The following is a 17690-nucleotide window of genomic DNA, read 5'->3' as shown; positions in this document are numbered from 1 at the left end:
GACCACAAGCGACAAACGGGGCCCAGATGACCCTAAAGAGGCCGATTGGAATGCAGCAGAACTGTTGGCAGCCGAACGGAAAACTGTTAGCTTCGGGCAATGCCGTTTCAGAGTGGAGCGGCGCTCGACGACGAAGCGAGGATGGCGGATCGACTAGCTGTCTAGACGACCCACCCGGGTTGTCATCAGCGCGGAGATCACGGGCCGTCGCCGGTAGGCTGCGGCTCGTTTACCATCTTCCTGTCCACACCTGTGTATAACTATGTGGACAGTTGTTTCGTCACCAAGCGTGGCTGCCCCTCGACCCGGGATCTGCGAGAACCAGGGAGATTACGTCGTTGACCGATGACCCCGGTTCAGGATTCACAACAGTTTGGAACGCGGTCGTCTCCGAGCTCAACGGCGAGTCCGCCTCGGAAGGAATGGCCACCAATCGCACGGCCCTGGCCACCCCCCTGACCCCCCAGCAACGGGCGTGGCTGAACCTCGTTCAGCCGCTCACCATCGTCGAGGGATTTGCCCTGTTGTCGGTGCCGAGCAGCTTCGTGCAGAACGAGATCGAACGCCACCTGCGTGCCCCGATCACCGACGCCCTGAGCCGCCGGCTCGGACAGCAAATCCAACTCGGGGTGCGCATCGCCCCGCCCGCGGACGACGCCGACGACGCGGCCTTCACCGCGGGCGAGTCCTTCCCGCCCGGCCTGGAAGACCACTCCCCCGCCCAGGCCGACGATTCCGTCATCGACATGTCGCTCGACGTCGACGAGGGTGACGAAAACGGCGAGATCGTCGCCGAGCAGAGCTGGCCGAACTACTTCACCGAACGTCCCCACGCGGCCGACCCGGCGATCGCCGGCGGCACCAGCCTCAACCGCCGATACACCTTCGACACCTTCGTCATCGGCGCCTCCAACCGGTTCGCGCACGCCGCGGCCCTGGCCATCGCCGAGGCCCCGGCCCGCGCCTACAACCCCCTGTTCATCTGGGGCGAATCCGGCCTGGGCAAGACCCACCTGCTGCACGCCGCCGGCAACTACGCGCAGCGGCTGTTCCCCGGCATGCGCGTCAAGTACGTCTCGACCGAGGAATTCACCAACGACTTCATCAACTCGCTGCGCGACGACCGCAAGGTCGCGTTCAAACGCAGTTACCGCGACGTCGACGTCTTGCTGGTGGACGACATCCAGTTCATCGAGGGCAAGGAAGGTATCCAGGAGGAGTTCTTCCATACGTTCAACACGTTGCACAACGCCAACAAACAGATCGTCATCTCGTCGGACCGGCCGCCCAAGCAACTCGCCACCCTCGAAGACCGGCTGAGGACCCGGTTCGAGTGGGGCCTGATCACCGACGTGCAGCCCCCGGAACTCGAGACCCGCATCGCCATCCTGCGCAAGAAGGCACAGATGGAACGGCTGGCCGTACCCGACGACGTCCTCGAGCTGATCGCCAGCAGCATCGAACGCAACATCCGCGAGCTCGAGGGGGCGCTGATCCGGGTGACGGCGTTCGCGTCGTTGAACAAGACCCCGATCGACAAGGCGTTGGCGGAGATTGTCCTTCGCGACCTCATCGCCGACGCCAGCACCATGCAGATCAGCGCTGCCACCATCATGGCCGCCACGGCCGAGTACTTCGACACCACGGTCGAGGAGTTGCGTGGCCCCGGCAAGACCCGGGCGCTGGCCCAGTCGCGCCAAATCGCGATGTACCTGTGCCGTGAGCTGACCGACCTGTCGCTGCCCAAGATCGGCCAGGCGTTCGGCCGCGACCACACCACGGTCATGTACGCGCAACGAAAGATCTTGTCCGAGATGGCCGAGCGCCGTGAGGTCTTCGATCACGTCAAGGAACTCACCACCCGCATCCGGCAGCGCTCCAAGCGCTGATTTCGGCCGTTCTGCCAACTTTTTTTCAAAAAACTTCTCACTCGCCTGTCACAGCCGTCACACCGCTGCGGTGTGGGTAGCGCTGTGCACAAACCGTCCAAACACCGGTGCAGCAATGACATTTGCGTCCACACCCGACGGCGATCCCCAACCCCGCGCGGCCGCACACACAGTTATCAACCGCGTCATCCACAGCCACACCGCGCGCCTAGCTGCGACAAAGTCCGGCTGTCCCCAGATTGCACAGTCCTTATTACTAGTACTGAGATCTCTCCGTAGTTTGTTCTTTGAAGTACAGCGTTGGGGACGCTCGTCGCCGTGGTGCCACAGCCCGCGTCGATGACGCCGTTTGTCGGCCGGTGCGATTAGCTTTCAAGATGGACGCAGACGATCTACGGTTGTTCAGCGACCGCTAGCGACGGGCGGCTAGCCACTTTGATTTTTCGAACACTCGGCAGGTAAAGGGACGCTATGGACGCGGCGACGACAACAGCTGGCCTCACCGACTTGAAGTTTCGTCTGGTGCGAGAGTCTTTCGCCGACGCGGTGTCGTGGGTGGCGAAGAATCTGCCGACCAGGCCGGCGGTGCCGGTGCTGTCCGGGGTGTTGTTGTCCGGTTCCGACGAGGGACTGACCATTTCCGGGTTTGACTACGAGGTCTCCGCGGAGGCCCAGGTTGCGGCCGAAATAGCTTCTCCGGGAAGCGTTTTGGTGTCCGGAAGGTTGTTGTCGGACATCACCCGGGCGCTGCCGAACAAGCCGGTGGATTTCTATGTGGACGGCAACCGGGTCGCGCTGACGTGCGGAAGCGCCCGCTTCTCCTTGCCGACGATGCCGGTGGAGGACTACCCGACGCTGCCCGCGCTGCCGGAAGGAACCGGGACGCTGCCGGCGGAACTGTTCGCGGAGGCGATCGGTCAGGTCGCCATCGCCGCCGGCCGGGATGACACGCTGCCCATGCTGACCGGGATCCGGGTTGAGATTTCGGGCGACACCGTGGTTTTGGCCGCGACCGACAGGTTCAGGCTGGCGGTTCGGGAGCTGACGTGGTCGGCGTTGTCGCCCGACATCGAGGCGGCGGTGTTGGTGCCGGCCAAGACGCTCGCCGAAGCGGCCAAAGCCGGCGCGGACGGGTCGGAAGTGCAACTATCGCTCGGCGCCGGCGCGGGTGTCGGCAAGGACGGATTGCTGGGCATCAGCGGTAACGGCAAGCGCAGCACCACGCGGCTGCTGGACGCGGAGTTCCCCAAGTTTCGGCAGCTGTTGCCGGCCGAGCACACGGCCGTCGCGACCATCAACGTCGCCGAGCTGACCGAGGCCATCAAGCTCGTGGCCCTGGTCGCCGACCGGGGCGCGCAGGTGCGGATGGAATTCTCCGAGGGATCGCTGCGGCTTTCCGCGGGCGCCGATGACGTCGGTCGGGCCGAAGAGGACCTTCAGGTCGACTTCGTCGGCGAACCGCTGACCATCGCCTTCAACCCGACGTACCTCACCGACGGGCTCGCGTCGGTGCATTCGGAGCGGGTGTCGTTCGGTTTCACGACGCCGGGCAAGCCCGCGTTGCTGCGGCCGGCTTCCAGCGACGACACCGCCCCCAGCGGCAGCGGCCCGTTCGCCGCCTTGCCAACGGATTACGTGTACTTGCTGATGCCCGTTCGGTTGCCCGGATAGGTGTACGTCCGGCATTTGGGACTGCGTGATTTCCGGTCCTGGGCGCAGGCCGACCTCGAATTGCAGCCGGGCCGGACGGTGTTCGTCGGACCCAACGGGTTCGGCAAGACGAATCTCGTTGAGGCGCTGTGGTATTCGACTACCTTGGGTTCGCATCGGGTCGGAACCGACGCGCCGCTGATCCGGGCCGGCGCCGAGCGCGCCGTGATTTCGACGATCATCGTCAACGAGGGCCGGGAATGCGCGATCGACCTGGAGATCGCGGCGGGCCGGGCCAACAAGGCGCGGCTGAATCGGTCGCCGGTGCGCAGCACGCGCGAGGTGGTCGGTGTGTTGCGCGCGGTGCTGTTTGCTCCCGAGGACCTGGCCTTGGTGCGCGGCGACCCGTCGGATCGGCGCCGCTACCTCGACGACCTGGCGACGGTGCGCCGGCCCGCGATCGCCGGCGTGCGCGCTGACTACGACAAGGTGCTGCGGCAGCGCACGGCGCTGTTGAAGTCCCTGGCCGGCGCCCGGTATCGGGGCGACCGAGGCGCCCTGGACACCCTCGACGTGTGGGACAGCCGGCTGGCCGAGCACGGCGCGGAGCTGATGGCCGCCCGGATCGACCTGGTGAACCAGCTGGCGCCGGAAGTGGAGAAGGCCTACCAGTTGGTGGCACCGGGATCGCGGCCCGCATCGGTCGCGTACCGCGCAAGCCTCGGCGAGCACAACGCGCGCGACTTCGACGGTAACGACCGCGAATTCCTGGAAGCCGCCTTGCTGGCCGCGCTGTCGGCGCGCCGCGATGCCGAAATCGAACGGGGCATGTGTCTGGTGGGTCCGCATCGCGACGACCTCGAATTGCGGCTCGGCGACCAACCCGCCAAAGGCTTTGCCAGCCACGGGGAATCGTGGTCGTTCGCGGTCTCGCTGCGGTTGGCGGCGTATGAGTTGCTGCGCGCCGACGGCACCGAGCCGGTGTTGTTGCTCGACGACGTGTTCGCCGAACTCGACGCCGCACGCCGTCGCGCCCTGGCTGCGGTGGCCGAGTCGGCCGAGCAGGTGTTGGTGACCGCGGCGGTGGTGGAAGACATCCCGGCGGACTGGGACGCTAGGCGGGTGCATATCGATATGCGCGACGACGACTCGGGCCGAATGTCGGAGGTGCGGCCATGACCGGCACTGGAGACGGGGAAGGCGTCGACCGATTGGGCGGGTTGACCGGGATCGATTTGGTGCGGCGCACGCTCGAGGAGGCGCGCGCCGCCGCGCGCGCCCAGGGCAAGGACGCCGGCCGCGGCCGGTCGGCTCCGGCTGTGCCGCGGCGCGCGGGGGGCCAGCGGCGCAGCTGGTCGGGCCCGGGGCCCGACGGGAGAGATCCGCAACCGCTGGGCCGGCTGGCGCGCGACCTGGCGAAAAAGCGCGGCTGGGCGACGCACGTCGCCGAGGGCACGGTGTTGGGTCATTGGGCGTCGGTGGTGGGCCACCAGATCGCCGACCATGCGACCCCGACGGCGCTGAGCGAGGGTGTGCTCAGTGTGACGGCGGAATCGACGGCCTGGGCGACCCAGCTGCGGATGATCCAGGCGCAGCTCTTGGCCAAGATCGCCGCGGCGGTCGGCAACGGCGTGGTGACCTCGCTGAAAATCACCGGGCCCGCCGCGCCGTCGTGGCGCAAGGGCCCCCGGCACATCGCCGGGCGGGGACCCCGCGACACCTACGGCTGAGGCATTCGAGGCACAAATAGTCCCCAGTTGCGCCTTGATCAACAGGCGCCTGAGAGCCGCCAGAACGGGACGGACTTACATAACGCACGTCGGGACGCGCCTGTTACGCGGAAATCGTGTGCACGGCGCGGTTAGCTGGGTAGAAACGCGCCCAGAGAATCGGTGCTGGGGGTCCTTCACGGTAGAGTGGTGGGGTGCGACTGTCGCGGTGACCGAACCGCCCGCATGAAACCCCAAGGAGAGCATTCCGACCGTGGCTGCCCAGAAGAAGAAGCCTCAAGAAGGATACGGCGCTTCATCCATCACCGTGCTCGAAGGGCTGGAGGCCGTCCGCAAACGCCCGGGCATGTACATCGGCTCCACCGGTGAGCGTGGTTTACACCACCTCATCTGGGAGGTCGTCGACAACTCGGTGGACGAGGCGATGGCCGGTTATGCCACGCAAGTCGACGTGCGGCTACTCGACGACGGCGGCGTGGAAGTCGCCGACAACGGCCGCGGCATTCCCGTGGCGATGCACGCGACCGGCGCCCCGACCGTCGACGTGGTCATGACGCAACTGCACGCCGGCGGCAAGTTCGGCGGCGAGAACAGCGGCTACAACGTCAGCGGCGGCTTGCACGGCGTCGGCGTCTCGGTGGTCAACGCGCTGTCCACCCGGCTCGAGGTCGACATCAAGCGCGACGGCCACGAGTGGTCGCAGTTCTACGACCACGCCGTTCCCGGGACCCTCAAGCAAGGCGAGGCCACCAAGAAGACCGGAACCACCATCCGGTTCTGGGCGGACCCGGACATCTTTGAAACCACCCACTACGACTTCGAGACGGTGGCCCGCCGGCTGCAGGAGATGGCGTTCCTGAACAAGGGTCTGACCATCAACCTCACCGACGAGCGGGTGGAGCAGGACGAGGTCGTCGAAGAGGTCGTCAGCGACACGGCCGACGCGCCGAAGACCGCCGAGGAAAAGGCGGCCGAGTCGACCGCGCCGCACAAGGTCAAGCGCCGCACCTTCCACTACCCCGGCGGACTGGTGGACTTCGTCAAGCACATCAACCGCACCAAGAGCCCGATCCAGCAGAGCGTGATCGACTTCGACGGGAAAGGCACCGGCCACGAGGTCGAAATCGCGATGCAGTGGAACGGCGGCTATTCGGAGTCGGTGCACACCTTCGCCAACACCATCAACACCCACGAGGGCGGCACGCACGAGGAGGGTTTCCGCAGCGCGCTGACCTCGGTGGTGAACAAGTACGCCAAAGACAAGAAGCTGCTCAAGGAGAAAGACGCCAACCTCACCGGCGACGACATCCGCGAGGGCCTGGCCGCGGTCATCTCCGTCAAGGTCAGTGAGCCGCAGTTCGAGGGGCAGACCAAGACCAAGCTGGGCAACACCGAGGTCAAGTCCTTCGTGCAGAAGGTGTGCAACGAACAGCTCACCCACTGGTTCGAGGCCAACCCGTCCGAGGCGAAAACGGTTGTGAACAAGGCGGTCTCGTCGGCCCAGGCGCGCATCGCGGCGCGCAAGGCGCGCGAGCTGGTGCGCCGCAAGAGCGCCACCGACCTCGGCGGTCTGCCGGGCAAGCTCGCCGACTGCCGCTCCACCGACCCGCGCAAGTCCGAACTGTATGTGGTCGAGGGCGATTCGGCCGGCGGCTCGGCCAAGAGCGGCCGCGACTCGATGTTCCAGGCCATCCTTCCGTTGCGCGGCAAGATCATCAACGTCGAGAAGGCGCGGATCGACCGGGTCCTGAAAAACACCGAAGTCCAGGCGATCATCACCGCGCTCGGCACGGGGATCCACGACGAGTTCGACCTCAGCAAGCTGCGTTACCACAAGATCGTGCTGATGGCCGACGCCGACGTTGACGGCCAACACATTTCGACGCTGCTGCTGACGTTGTTGTTCCGGTTCATGCGCCCGCTGATCGAGAACGGGCACGTGTTCTTGGCGCAGCCGCCGCTGTACAAGTTGAAGTGGCAGCGCAGCGATCCGGAGTTCGCCTACTCCGACCGGGAGCGCGACGGCCTGTTGGAGGCCGGGCTGAAGGCCGGCAAGAAGATCAACAAGGAAGACGGCATCCAGCGCTACAAGGGTCTGGGCGAGATGGACGCCAAGGAGTTGTGGGAGACCACGATGGACCCGTCCGTGCGGGTGTTGCGCCAAGTCACGCTGGACGACGCGGCGGCCGCCGACGAGCTGTTCTCGATCCTGATGGGCGAGGACGTCGACGCGCGCCGCAGCTTTATCACCCGCAACGCCAAGGACGTTCGCTTCCTGGATGTCTGATCGGTCAGACACCCATACCCCGAACAAACGAGGAATAGATGACTGACACCACGCTGCCACCCGGCGACGAGGCCGGCGACCGCATCGAACCGGTCGACATCCAGCAGGAGATGCAGCGCAGCTACATCGATTACGCGATGAGCGTGATCGTGGGCCGGGCGCTGCCCGAGGTCCGCGACGGCCTCAAGCCGGTGCACCGCCGCGTGCTCTACGCCATGTACGACTCCGGGTTCCGCCCGGATCGCAGCCACGCCAAGTCGGCGCGGTCGGTGGCCGAGACGATGGGTAACTACCACCCGCACGGCGACGCGTCGATCTACGACACGTTGGTGCGCATGGCCCAGCCGTGGTCGCTGCGCTATCCGCTCGTCGACGGGCAGGGCAACTTCGGTTCGCCGGGCAACGATCCGCCAGCGGCGATGAGATACTGCCTGACTGCGGATGCGTTGGTCCGGATGCCCTTCGGGCAGTCGGTACGGATCGGTGGCGTCGTTCCGGGCGCACGGCCGAATTCGGACAACGCGGTCGAGCTGAAGGTCCTGGATCGGCACGGCAACCCGGTTGCCGCGAATTGCCTGTTCCACTCGGGTGAGCATCAGACCTACACGGTGCGCACGGCCGAGGGCTATGAGGTCACCGGCACCGCGAACCACCCGTTGCTGTGCTTGGTGCACGTTGCGGGCGTCCCGACGTTGCTGTGGAAGCTGATCGAAGAGATTCGCTCCGACGACTACGTCGTGTTACAGCGGACGCCGCCCGTCGAGTTCGGGCCTGCGGAATGGCGCGACGTGATGGAAGCACTCCTGCTGGGTGCCTTCATCAGCGAAGGCTTCGTGTCCGAGACGCGCGCCGGATTCAACAACTGCGACCGGGACTACTTCAACATGGTTGCCGGCGCCTACGACGCGGTCGTCGGCGGCCGACGTTACATCTCTTCGCGGACCATCGCGTCGGGCTCGACACTGCACGAGCTCGATATCCACAATCTCACCGAGTTGAAAAAGTCCCGGCTGGGGGGGCTCAGCGGACTTCGGTCGGCGGCGAAGGAGATTCCCGATTGGCTGTGGCAGTCGCCGGCCGCGGTTAAGCGCGCCTTCCTCCAGGCACTCTTCGAGGGCGACGGATCGTGCTCCGCGTTGCCGCGCAACACGATTCAAATTTCTTACTCGACGCGCAGTGAGCGGCTGGCCGCTGACGTTCAGCAGATGCTGCTCGAGTTCGGCGTCGTCTCGAAGCGGTATCGGTTTAAAGTCGGCGAGCACAAGGTGGTCATCACCAACCGCGCTCAAGCCGAACTGTTTGCAACCCAAGTCGGTTTCGGGGGTGCCAAGCAAGCCAAGCTGACGGAGATCCTTGCCGCCATGCCGACGTGTGCCGGCATGGACACCGACCACGTTCCTGGATTGGCCGCGTTCATCCGCAAGCACGCGGGCAGCCGGTGGGTCGACCGCGACTGGCTTAATCGCCACAACGTGGACCGCATCCAACGCTGGCGGACCCGCGCCGACGAGATCTTGGCGCACATCGCCGATCCCGACGTCCGAGCCATCGCGACCGAACTCACCGATGGGCGGTTCTACTACGCGCGGGTGGCTTCGGTGACCGAGGCTGGGGTGCAACCCGTCTACAGCCTCCGCGTCGACACCGACGACCACGCTTTCCTGACGAACGGCTTCGTCAGCCACAACACCGAGGCGCGCCTGACCCCGCTCGCGATGGAGATGCTGCGCGAAATCGATGAGGAGACAGTCGATTTCATCCCGAACTACGACGGCCGGGTGCAGGAACCGACGGTGCTGCCCAGCCGGTTCCCCAACCTGCTGGCCAATGGTTCGGGCGGTATCGCGGTCGGCATGGCGACCAACATCCCGCCGCACAACCTGCGCGAGCTCGCCGAGGCGGTCTTCTGGTGCCTGGAAAACCACGAGGCCGACGAGGAGGCGACGCTGGCCGCCGTCATGGAACGGGTCAAGGGCCCCGACTTCCCCACCTCCGGCCTCATCGTCGGCTCGCAGGGCATCAGCGACGCCTACAAGACGGGCCGCGGCTCCATCCGGATGCGCGGCGTGGTGGAAGTCGAAGAAGCCAGGGGCCGTTCGTCTTTGGTGATCACCGAGTTGCCGTATCAGGTCAACCACGACAACTTCATCACCTCGATCGCCGAGCAGGTCCGCGACGGCAGGCTCGCCGGGATCGCCAACATCGAAGACCAATCCAGCGACCGGGTCGGCCTGCGCATCGTCGTTGAGCTCAAGCGTGACGCGGTGGCCAAGGTGGTGCTGAACAACCTCTACAAGCACACCCAGCTGCAGACCAGCTTCGGCGCCAACATGCTGGCCATCGTCGACGGGGTGCCGCGCACCCTGCGACTCGACCAGATGATCCGCCACTACGTCGCGCACCAGCTCGACGTCATCGTCCGCCGCACCACCTACCGGCTGCGCAAGGCCAACGAACGGGCCCACATCCTGCGCGGTCTGGTCAAGGCGCTCGACGCGCTGGACGAGGTCATCGCCTTGATCCGGGCGTCGGAAACCGTCGACATCGCCCGCGCCGGCCTGATCGAGCTGCTCGACATCGACGAGATCCAGGCCCAGGCGATCCTGGACATGCAGCTGCGGCGGCTGGCGGCCCTGGAGCGCCAGCGCATCATCGACGACCTGGCCAAGATCGAGGCCGAGATCGCCGACCTGGAAGATATCCTGGCCAAACCGGAGCGCCAGCGCGCGATCGTGCGCGACGAACTCGCCGAGATCGTCGACAAGCACGGCGACGACCGTCGCACCCGGATCGTGGCGGCCGACGGCGAAGTCAGCGACGAGGACCTCATCGCCCGCGAGGACGTCGTCGTCACCATCACCGAGACCGGCTACGCCAAGCGGACGAAGACCGACCTGTACCGCAGCCAGAAACGCGGCGGCAAGGGCGTGCAGGGTGCCGGCCTCAAGCAGGACGACATCGTCGCGCACTTCTTCGTGTCGTCCACCCACGACTGGATCCTGTTCTTCACCACGCAGGGCCGGGTATATCGGGCCAAGGCCTACGAGCTGCCGGAGGCCTCGCGGACCGCGCGGGGCCAGCACGTGGCCAACCTGCTGGCCTTCCAGCCCGAGGAGCGCATCGCGCAGGTCATCCAGATCCGCAGCTACGAGGACGCCCCCTACCTGGTGTTGGCGACGCGCAACGGGCTGGTCAAGAAGACCAAGCTGACCGACTTCGACTCCAACCGTTCCGGCGGGATCGTGGCGATCAACCTGCGGGACAGCGACGAGCTGGTCGGCGCGGTGCTGTGCTCCTCCGAGGACGACCTGCTGCTGGTCTCCGCCAACGGGCAGTCCATCCGGTTCTCGGCGACCGACGAGGCGCTCCGGCCGATGGGCCGGGCGACCTCCGGGGTCCAGGGCATGCGGTTCAACGCCGACGACTACCTGCTGTCGCTGAACGTGATCCGCGAGGGCACGTATCTGCTGGTCGCCACGTCCGGCGGTTACGCCAAGCGCACCGCGATCGAGGAGTACCCGGTGCAGGGCCGCGGCGGGAAGGGCGTGCTGACCGTCCAGTACGACCGTCGCCGTGGCAGGCTGGTGGGTGCGCTGATCGTCGACGACGACAGCGAGCTGTACGCCATTACCTCCGGCGGGGGCGTCATCCGCACGGCGGCCCGCCAGGTTCGCAAAGCGGGACGGCAGACCAAGGGCGTGCGGCTGATGAACCTCGGCGAGGACAACACGCTGTTGGCCATCGCGCGCAACGCCGAGGAAGCCGCGGACGAAGCCGTCGAAGAGGCCGAGGGCGCCGAGGAGTCGTAAGGCTTAAACTCGGTCCGACCAGACATAATCCAACAGCCACCGCGCAGGCGGCCATCGCAAGAGTCCTAAGGAGTCGGGGTGACCTCACCGAACGAGCCGGGCGCCCCCGACAAGGGCGACGGCCTCAATGGCGACCGTTCGGTCGAGCGTGCCGGTGCACACCGTGCGGCGCCCGCGCAGGCGGGTGGGCTGCAGGGTTCCACTCGGCCATCGCACGCGGCGCGCGAGCCCGAACCGCAGGCCGGGCCGCGACCGGGGGGCTCGCCCGCGGGTGCCGAGGCGCGCACGAACCGCGTCATCTTCGGCACCGCCGCGCCGGGCGGCGGCGCGGCCGCCCGCCCGAAGCACCCGCCGTACGAGTTCGATGCCGCGCCGGCGCGGGGTGACGGCCCGCCGGCCGAGGCCTACGCCAGCGAGCTGCCGGATCTGTCCGGGCCGCTCCCACGGCCGCCGCAACGCAAACCCGCACCGGAGCGCAGCGCGGAGGCGCCGGGCTCCTCAACGCAGTCGGCCCGGACGGCGACGGCCGAAAGCCGGGAGAACCGCGAGGGCCGCGAAAATCGGATCCAGGTGTCGCGGCGTTCCCGCGGCCCGGTCCGGGCCAGCATGCAGATCCGCCGGATCGATCCGTGGAGCACGTTGAAGGTGTCGCTGCTGCTGTCGGTGGCCCTGTTCTTCGTGTGGATGATCGCGGTCGCGTTCCTGTACCTCGTGCTCGGCGGCATGGGCGTGTGGGCCAAGTTGAACAGCAACGTCGGCGACCTGCTGAACAACACCAGCGGCAGCAGCGGCGAACTCGTTTCGAGCGGCACCATCTTCGGCGGCGCCGTGCTGATCGGTCTGGTGAACATCGTGCTGCTGACGGCGATGGCGACCATCGCCGCGTTCGTGTACAACCTGGCGACCGATTTGATCGGCGGCATCGAGGTCACGCTGGCGGATCGCGACTAGCGGGATGTGATTTTGTGGGTGGGGCGGCGATTGCGGTAATCTCGTCGCTCGGCCGTACGCGAGTAAGGGCCTGTAGCTCAGGCGGTTAGAGCGCTTCGCTGATAACGAAGAGGTCGGAGGTTCGAGTCCTCCCAGGCCCACAACCATGTGCCCGTCCAGACGTTGCGTGAGACTTGCATTGCCGCTGGCGCTGGTCGCTGTAGCGGCGGCGGTGGTGCGGTCACGGCGCGGGGTCGAGGTCTGGCACGTGGCGGTGGCTGACCCACCCGATCACCCGCCGAGCCACGATGAGGGGCCTTAGCTCAGTTGGTAGAGCACCGCCTTTGCAAGGCGGGTGTCAGGGGTTCGATTCCCCTAGGCTCCACAGCACTAGAGGTCCTCGCCCTCGGCCAAGTAGGTGATCTGGTACCAACGCCGGGGCGGTCCGAGCCGGGTGTCGTAGCTGTCGGTGGCGATCACCGACTCCAGCCGGACGTCGGTCAGATGCGGATTATGGACGCGGACCTGGTCTTCCAGCGCGGCCTCCAGTGCGTCGCCAGTGAGGGCGGTATCGGCGAGCGCCCTGCCCTCATACCTCGTCCAGGTCATGCCCTACATCCTCTCCGGAGCCGAGCAGGCGTCGCACCAGGGTGCGTTCGGCCACCGGGTCTTTGACGGGCCAGCACCACAGCGCCAGGAAGACGCGGACCAGCCCCTGCGCGGCGAGGGGGTCCTCGTTGTCGGGGCCGAGCATCTCGGCGGCCAGGGCGGTGACGGTGGGCGAGCTGATGACCCAGTCGCTGACCGGGGTCGCGTGGATGGACTGCATCAGGTGGGCGAGCGGATCGGATCGCAGGCGTTGCAGGGCGATGAGCGTGGCGGTCACCACCCGATCGGGGCCGCGTAGGTCCTTGATGGCTTCCCGGGTGGCGTCGACGATGCGGGCCGCCTGCATGGCGACGACGGCGTCGCGGATGGCCGCCTTGCCGCCGGCGTGCCGGTAGATCGTTGCCGGTGAGCAGTGCACCCTGGCCGCCAGGGCTTCGATCGTGAACCCCTCGTAGCCCTTGCGCGAGATGAGGTCGGCGGCCGCGGCGTAAATCCGCTCGGTGGCCTCGCTGCGGCGATCGCGTCCCACCAACCAATCGTCGCGTGCCATCCGGGGCTCCTTCGTGTCGCGGCCGACAGAAACACTTCTCTCATTGTGAGAATTTGCAACCACAATTTCTCACGACAACGCGCTGCTGGCCCCGGATGGCCGCCGTCGACCGGCAGCGACGAGGGCCGCGCCCGTCCCTCAACTTGTCCGCGGTCCATTGACGCCGACGCGCCCCGCACCCAGCCTGAACGCATGCCGGTCTTGGACGAACCGATCCAGCTGCTGGGCGCCGAGGCGCTGCAGGATCCCTATCCGACCTATGACCGCATGCGCGCCGAGGCGCCGGTGCAGCGCATCGGCGACTCGGTGTTCTACGCCGTGTGCGGGTGGGACGCGTTGCAAGAGGCCGTCGAGCGGGTCGATGACTTTTCGTCGAACCTCACCGCGACCCTGGTCTTCCACGACGACGGCACGGTCACGCCGTTCGACATGGGGCCGGCGGGCGGCGCCGCGCACGCGCTGGCCACCGCGGACGACCCGACCCATGCGCTGCACCGCAAGATCCTGCTGCCACACCTGTCGGCCAAGCGCGTGCGGATCATTCAGGAGTTCGCCACCCGGACCGCCGAGCGCCTCTGGGACGAGAATTTGCGCGACGGGCAGATCGAATGGATGAGCGCCGTCGCCAACCGGTTGCCGATGATGGTGGTCGCGAGGCTGCTCGGCCTGCCCGACGACGACGTCGACAGGCTCATCCGGCTGGGCTACGCCACCACCACGCTGCTCGACGGCGTCGTCACACCCGAGCAGCTCGAGGCCGCCTTCGCGGCCGCCCTGGAACTGTCCGGCTATGTCACGGAGCATTTCGAAAAGGCAAGCGGCACCAACGAATACGGGTTGATGGCCGACCTCGCGGCCCGCTGCGCGTCGGGTGAGCTGGAGCAGTTGCCGGCGCTCGGCATCATGCTCACCCTGTTCAGCGCCGCGGGCGAGTCGACGGCATCGCTGTTGGGCAGCGCCGCGTGGATCCTGGCCGACCGCCCCGTGATTCAACAACGGCTACGCGAAAACCCCGAATTGCTAACCGCTTTCATCGAGGAGACGTTACGGCTCGAGTCGCCGTTCCGCGGCCACTACCGGCACGTGTGGCGCGACACCACGCTGGCCGGGGTCGATCTGCCCGCCGACTCCCATCTGCTGCTGATGTGGGGCGCGGCCAACCGGGACCCGGCGCATTTCAAGGCCCCGAACGAATTCCGCCTCGACCGCACTTCCGCCAAGGGGCACCTGGCGTTCGGGAAGGGCCTGCACTTTTGCGTGGGTGCGGCGCTGGCACGCCTCGAAGCCCAGGTCGTGCTGCGCAAGCTTTTGGAGCGCACCGCGTGGATCGAGGCGACGGACGTCGGCGAATGGCTGCCGAGCATTCTGGTCCGGCGCCGGAAATGGCTGCGGCTGACGGTCAGATGACGGTCAGGGCCGCGGCTGCACCTCGACGCTGGGCGGCAGGGGCGAGGGCTCCTCGCGCCCCCCGCGCACCGATCGCCGGACGATGCTGAACGCGACGGCGCCGACGCCGAGGACCGCGACGGCCGCCCCGGCGATCACCCAGGGGCGCGGCCTGCGGCGCTGGGCCCGGCGCGCGTCCTGCAGCGCCTGGGGCAGCCCGGCGACCACCTCCTGCGCGGCGGCCAGTTCCTGGGCGAGGGTTTCCTGGGCCGCGGCGAGTTCGCGGGCGAGCCGGCCTTCCCGGTAGCGGCGACGGAGCTCCGACGCGGTCGACTGCGCGCCGTTGACGCTGAGTCCGACCACGCCCCGCGTGACATCGACCGGTCCCACTGCCGTGTAGGTCAGGCCCCGGGCCAGTCGCTCCCGTGGGGTCAGCCGGGTTTCCGCCTTCGCGCTCATCTGCCGCCCTTCTGTGCCGCTCCCCCGGTGCCTCATCAGCCTGCCATCAATCGGGCACGCCCGGTACCGGCTGCGGGCTTGCCCGCCCGCAATGGCAGACTCTAACCCCGTGACTAACAGCCCCATTCAGACCGCCACCGCAACGCTGCACACCAACCGTGGAGACATCAAGGTCGCCCTCTTCGGGAACCACGCGCCCAAGACCGTCGCCAACTTCGTCGGCCTGGCCCAGGGCACCAAGGAGTACTCGACGCAGAACGCATCGGGCGGCCCGTCGGGTCCCTTCTACGACGGCGCGGTTTTTCACCGGGTGATCAAGGGCTTCATGATCCAGGGCGGCGACCCGACCGGCACCGGCCGCGGCGGCCCGGGCTACAAGTTCGCCGACGAGTTCCACCCCGAGTTGCAGTTCGACAAGCCCTACCTGCTCGCGATGGCGAACGCCGGCCCGGGCACCAACGGCTCCCAGTTCTTCATCACCGTGGCCCAGACGCCGCACCTGAACCGGCGCCACACGATCTTCGGCGAAGTGACCGACCCGGACTCGCAGAAGGTTGTCGACGCGATCGCGACGACGCCCACCGACGGCAACGACCGTCCCGCCGAGCCGGTGGTCATCGAGTCGATCACGATCTCCTGACCCGGCCGCGGTCAGCGCCGGTCGCCACCCGCGTACCCGGCGTCGGTCAGCGCGTCGAGCACCTCCAGCGGATTGGTCCCGAGGTCCCAGCGGGAGAAGATCACCAGCCCCCCGTCCGCCGTTTCGACTTCGAGCAATCGAACCGTGCGCCCGTGCCGGCGGAACTCGGTGATGCGGATGATCTTGATGTCGGAGCGCCGTAATAGCTGCGTCCGAAACCACCCCCGCAGCGCCAGGCCATCGGGAGTAATTGCCAGCTTCGGGCGCGCGCGCCACGTCATGCCCGCAAACAAGATCAGACCGGCCGCGGCAATCCCCGCCAAAATGCGGCCGGGCGGGTCTGTGACTATGGTCACACTCGCGATAGCCATCAAAACACCCACGGCCCCACAACCAGCGATTCCGGCCGCGCTGGGCGCCCATTCTGTTTGCTGCACGAGCCGCCTAACCCCTCCCACCACTGGCTATGCGGTTATCCACAAGCGCTATCAACAGTGGGGATAAATCACACGCGTGTGATTGGGTGATCACAAGGTTGCTGAGCCAGTTACAGACGGACCCCAAGATGAATTCATTCGCGGGATGGCCTCGGTCAGTGCCAGCGCATCGTGAGCAACAACCCGGTGATCATGAAAGCGAACGCGATGGCGTAGTTCCACGGGCCGAGTTGCGCCATCCAATTCAGGGCCGCCGGCGCCTGGCTTCCGACCGCGGCCAATTGGAACACCATCAGCCAGACGAGCCCGATCAACATGAGGCCGACAAACAGGCAGACGAACCACACGCTGGACGGTCCGACCTTCACCTTCACCGGCGTGCGGCTGACCGCGCTGACGGTGAAATCGTTCTTCTTGCGGACCTTCGATTTGGGCATTTCAGTACCTCGGCATTACCTGAACAACGTGTTGAACGGGACGGGGTGCGACGATAACGATGGCAGCAGCACGTATGACTCGGCTACGAGACTAACTCACCTGGCCCCGTGACCAGGAAATGGAGAGCTGATGGTGGACAGGCGTCGCTCACCCTGGCGCTTCGGCGTCCCAGTGGTGTGCCTGCTGGCGGGATTGCTGCTGGCCGCCACCCACGGGGTCTCCGGCGGCGCCGAAATCCGCCGCAGCGACGCGCCGCGCCTGGTGGATCTGGTTCGCGAGGCGCAGTCGTCGGTCGCCCGCCTCCGCGCGCAGCGCGACGAGCTGGCCGGCAAGCTCGATTCGGCGCACGGCCGGTCGTCGGACGCGGCGCTCGCGGCGATGCTGCGCCGCTCCGCCGAGCTGGCGGCCGAGGCGGACATGGACCCGGTGCACGGGCCGGGCCTGGTGGTGACCCTGCAGGACGCGCAGCGCGACGCCAACGGCCGCTTCCCCCGCGATGCGTCGCCGGACGACCTGGTGGTGCACCAGCAGGACATCCAGGCCGTCCTCAACGCGCTGTGGAGCGCCGGCGCGGAGGCGATCCAGATGCAGGACCAGCGGATCATCGCGACCTCGGTGCCCCGCTGCGTCGGCAACACGCTGTTGCTCAACGGGCGCACCTATAGCCCGCCCTACACGATCACCGCGATCGGCAACGCGGCGGCGATGCAGGCCGCCCTGGCCGCCGCTCCCCTGGTCATCCTCTACAAGCAGTACGTGGTCCGCTTCGGGCTGGGCTACAACGAAGAGGTCAAGCCCGACGTGCGGGTCGCCGGCCATTCCGAACCGGTCCGCATGCACTTCGCGCAGCCGGCGGGCCCGGTGGGCTACTGAGCC

15 protein-coding genes and 2 tRNA genes are annotated in these 17690 nt (G+C 67.1%); 12 read left to right on the top strand and 5 right to left on the bottom strand.

Features of this window, described 5'->3' with window-relative positions:
• The first annotated feature begins 338 nt into the window (after window positions 1-338).
• From dnaA to AWB89_RS24245, 9 genes are all read left to right on the top strand, one after another.
• The gene (gene dnaA / locus AWB89_RS24285) at window positions 339-1889 is read left to right on the top strand and encodes a chromosomal replication initiator protein DnaA (RefSeq protein ID WP_085104556.1); all 1551 of its coding nucleotides are present in this window, start codon (window positions 339-341) and stop codon (window positions 1887-1889) included.
• Between the two features lie 471 nt (window positions 1890-2360).
• Entirely contained in the window at window positions 2361-3560 is a 1200-nt protein-coding gene (gene dnaN, locus AWB89_RS24280) for a DNA polymerase III subunit beta (protein WP_085177082.1), read from the top strand.
• Entirely contained in the window at window positions 3561-4718 is a 1158-nt protein-coding gene (recF, locus tag AWB89_RS24275; RefSeq protein WP_085177080.1) for a DNA replication/repair protein RecF, read from the top strand.
• Window positions 4715-5269 carry a DUF721 family protein gene (locus AWB89_RS24270; RefSeq protein ID WP_085104550.1) on the top strand — a complete coding sequence of 185 codons (555 nt, stop codon included), beginning with the start codon at window positions 4715-4717 and terminating at the stop codon, window positions 5267-5269. The genes recF and AWB89_RS24270 overlap by 4 nt, the downstream gene beginning before the upstream one ends.
• 253 nt (window positions 5270-5522) lie before the next feature.
• Window positions 5523-7556 carry a DNA topoisomerase (ATP-hydrolyzing) subunit B gene (gene gyrB, locus AWB89_RS24265; RefSeq protein ID WP_085177078.1) on the top strand — a complete coding sequence of 678 codons (2034 nt, stop codon included), beginning with the start codon at window positions 5523-5525 and terminating at the stop codon, window positions 7554-7556.
• A gap of 38 nt (window positions 7557-7594) precedes the next feature.
• Window positions 7595-11365 (top strand): intein-containing DNA gyrase subunit A, encoded by a 3771-nt coding sequence (gene gyrA / locus AWB89_RS24260; protein WP_085104546.1) that lies wholly within the window; start codon window positions 7595-7597, stop codon window positions 11363-11365.
• A gap of 78 nt (window positions 11366-11443) precedes the next feature.
• A complete protein-coding gene (locus AWB89_RS24255) occupies window positions 11444-12316 on the top strand; it encodes a DUF3566 domain-containing protein (RefSeq protein ID WP_085177076.1) in 873 nt (290 codons plus the stop codon).
• Between the two features lie 66 nt (window positions 12317-12382).
• A tRNA-Ile gene (locus AWB89_RS24250) sits at window positions 12383-12456 on the top strand.
• A 151-nt stretch (window positions 12457-12607) separates the two neighbouring features.
• Window positions 12608-12680 (top strand) — tRNA-Ala (locus tag AWB89_RS24245).
• Between the two features lie 5 nt (window positions 12681-12685).
• Here AWB89_RS24245 and AWB89_RS24240 read toward each other — a convergent pair.
• Both AWB89_RS24240 and AWB89_RS24235 read right to left on the bottom strand, forming a co-directional pair.
• Entirely contained in the window at window positions 12686-12904 is a 219-nt protein-coding gene (locus AWB89_RS24240) for a hypothetical protein (protein ID WP_085104541.1), read from the bottom strand.
• Entirely contained in the window at window positions 12885-13454 is a 570-nt protein-coding gene (locus tag AWB89_RS24235) for a TetR/AcrR family transcriptional regulator (protein ID WP_085177074.1), read from the bottom strand. The genes AWB89_RS24240 and AWB89_RS24235 overlap by 20 nt, the downstream gene beginning before the upstream one ends.
• Before the next feature lie 192 nt (window positions 13455-13646).
• On the opposite strand from AWB89_RS24235, the gene AWB89_RS24230 reads away from it, so the two are divergent.
• Window positions 13647-14861 carry a cytochrome P450 gene (locus AWB89_RS24230; protein WP_085177072.1) on the top strand — a complete coding sequence of 405 codons (1215 nt, stop codon included), beginning with the start codon at window positions 13647-13649 and terminating at the stop codon, window positions 14859-14861.
• Window positions 14862-14864: 3 nt separating this feature from the next.
• Here the strand turns inward: AWB89_RS24230 and cwsA are convergent, their stop codons facing one another.
• Entirely contained in the window at window positions 14865-15299 is a 435-nt protein-coding gene (cwsA, locus tag AWB89_RS24225; RefSeq protein ID WP_085177070.1) for a cell wall synthesis protein CwsA, read from the bottom strand.
• Between the two features lie 91 nt (window positions 15300-15390).
• On the opposite strand from cwsA, the gene AWB89_RS24220 reads away from it, so the two are divergent.
• Window positions 15391-15939 (top strand): peptidylprolyl isomerase, encoded by a 549-nt coding sequence (locus AWB89_RS24220; protein WP_085104533.1) that lies wholly within the window; start codon window positions 15391-15393, stop codon window positions 15937-15939.
• 11 nt (window positions 15940-15950) lie between these two features.
• Here the strand turns inward: AWB89_RS24220 and AWB89_RS24215 are convergent, their stop codons facing one another.
• Window positions 15951-16376: a PH domain-containing protein gene (locus AWB89_RS24215; protein WP_085177174.1), complete on the bottom strand. Its 426-nt coding sequence runs from the start codon at window positions 16374-16376 to the stop codon at window positions 15951-15953.
• 155 nt (window positions 16377-16531) lie between these two features.
• Complete coding sequence (crgA, locus tag AWB89_RS24210; RefSeq protein WP_066917062.1) at window positions 16532-16813, bottom strand: cell division protein CrgA; 282 nt, start codon at window positions 16811-16813, stop codon at window positions 16532-16534.
• Between the two features lie 130 nt (window positions 16814-16943).
• Here crgA and AWB89_RS24205 point away from each other — a divergent pair, with 130 nt between their 5' ends.
• Window positions 16944-17687 (top strand): DUF881 domain-containing protein, encoded by a 744-nt coding sequence (locus AWB89_RS24205; RefSeq protein WP_085104530.1) that lies wholly within the window; start codon window positions 16944-16946, stop codon window positions 17685-17687.
• Window positions 17688-17690 lie beyond the last annotated feature (3 nt).

The organism is Mycobacterium paraense, from assembly GCF_002101815.1.
GTDB classification, from domain to species: Bacteria; Actinomycetota; Actinomycetes; order Mycobacteriales; family Mycobacteriaceae; genus Mycobacterium; species Mycobacterium paraense.
The sequence above is the reverse complement of the archived record's forward strand: the minus strand, read 5'-3'. Positions and strand labels throughout refer to the sequence as shown.

What these genes read in the sequence shown, in the direction of transcription:
- dnaN (WP_085177082.1), top strand. Translation starts at nt 2,361, where the DNA reads ATGGACGCGGCGACGACAACAGCTGGCCTCACCGACTTGAAGTTTCGT.
- AWB89_RS24270 (WP_085104550.1), top strand. Translation starts at nt 4,715, where the DNA reads ATGACCGGCACTGGAGACGGGGAAGGCGTCGACCGATTGGGCGGGTTG.
- gyrA (WP_085104546.1), top strand. Translation starts at nt 7,595, where the DNA reads ATGACTGACACCACGCTGCCACCCGGCGACGAGGCCGGCGACCGCATC.
- AWB89_RS24240 (WP_085104541.1), bottom strand. Translation starts at nt 12,904, where the DNA reads ATGACCTGGACGAGGTATGAGGGCAGGGCGCTCGCCGATACCGCCCTC.
- AWB89_RS24235 (WP_085177074.1), bottom strand. Translation starts at nt 13,454, where the DNA reads ATGGCACGCGACGATTGGTTGGTGGGACGCGATCGCCGCAGCGAGGCC.
- AWB89_RS24230 (WP_085177072.1), top strand. Translation starts at nt 13,647, where the DNA reads ATGCCGGTCTTGGACGAACCGATCCAGCTGCTGGGCGCCGAGGCGCTG.
- cwsA (WP_085177070.1), bottom strand. Translation starts at nt 15,299, where the DNA reads ATGAGCGCGAAGGCGGAAACCCGGCTGACCCCACGGGAGCGACTGGCC.
- AWB89_RS24220 (WP_085104533.1), top strand. Translation starts at nt 15,391, where the DNA reads ATGGCAGACTCTAACCCCGTGACTAACAGCCCCATTCAGACCGCCACC.
- crgA (WP_066917062.1), bottom strand. Translation starts at nt 16,813, where the DNA reads ATGCCCAAATCGAAGGTCCGCAAGAAGAACGATTTCACCGTCAGCGCG.
- AWB89_RS24205 (WP_085104530.1), top strand. Translation starts at nt 16,944, where the DNA reads ATGGTGGACAGGCGTCGCTCACCCTGGCGCTTCGGCGTCCCAGTGGTG.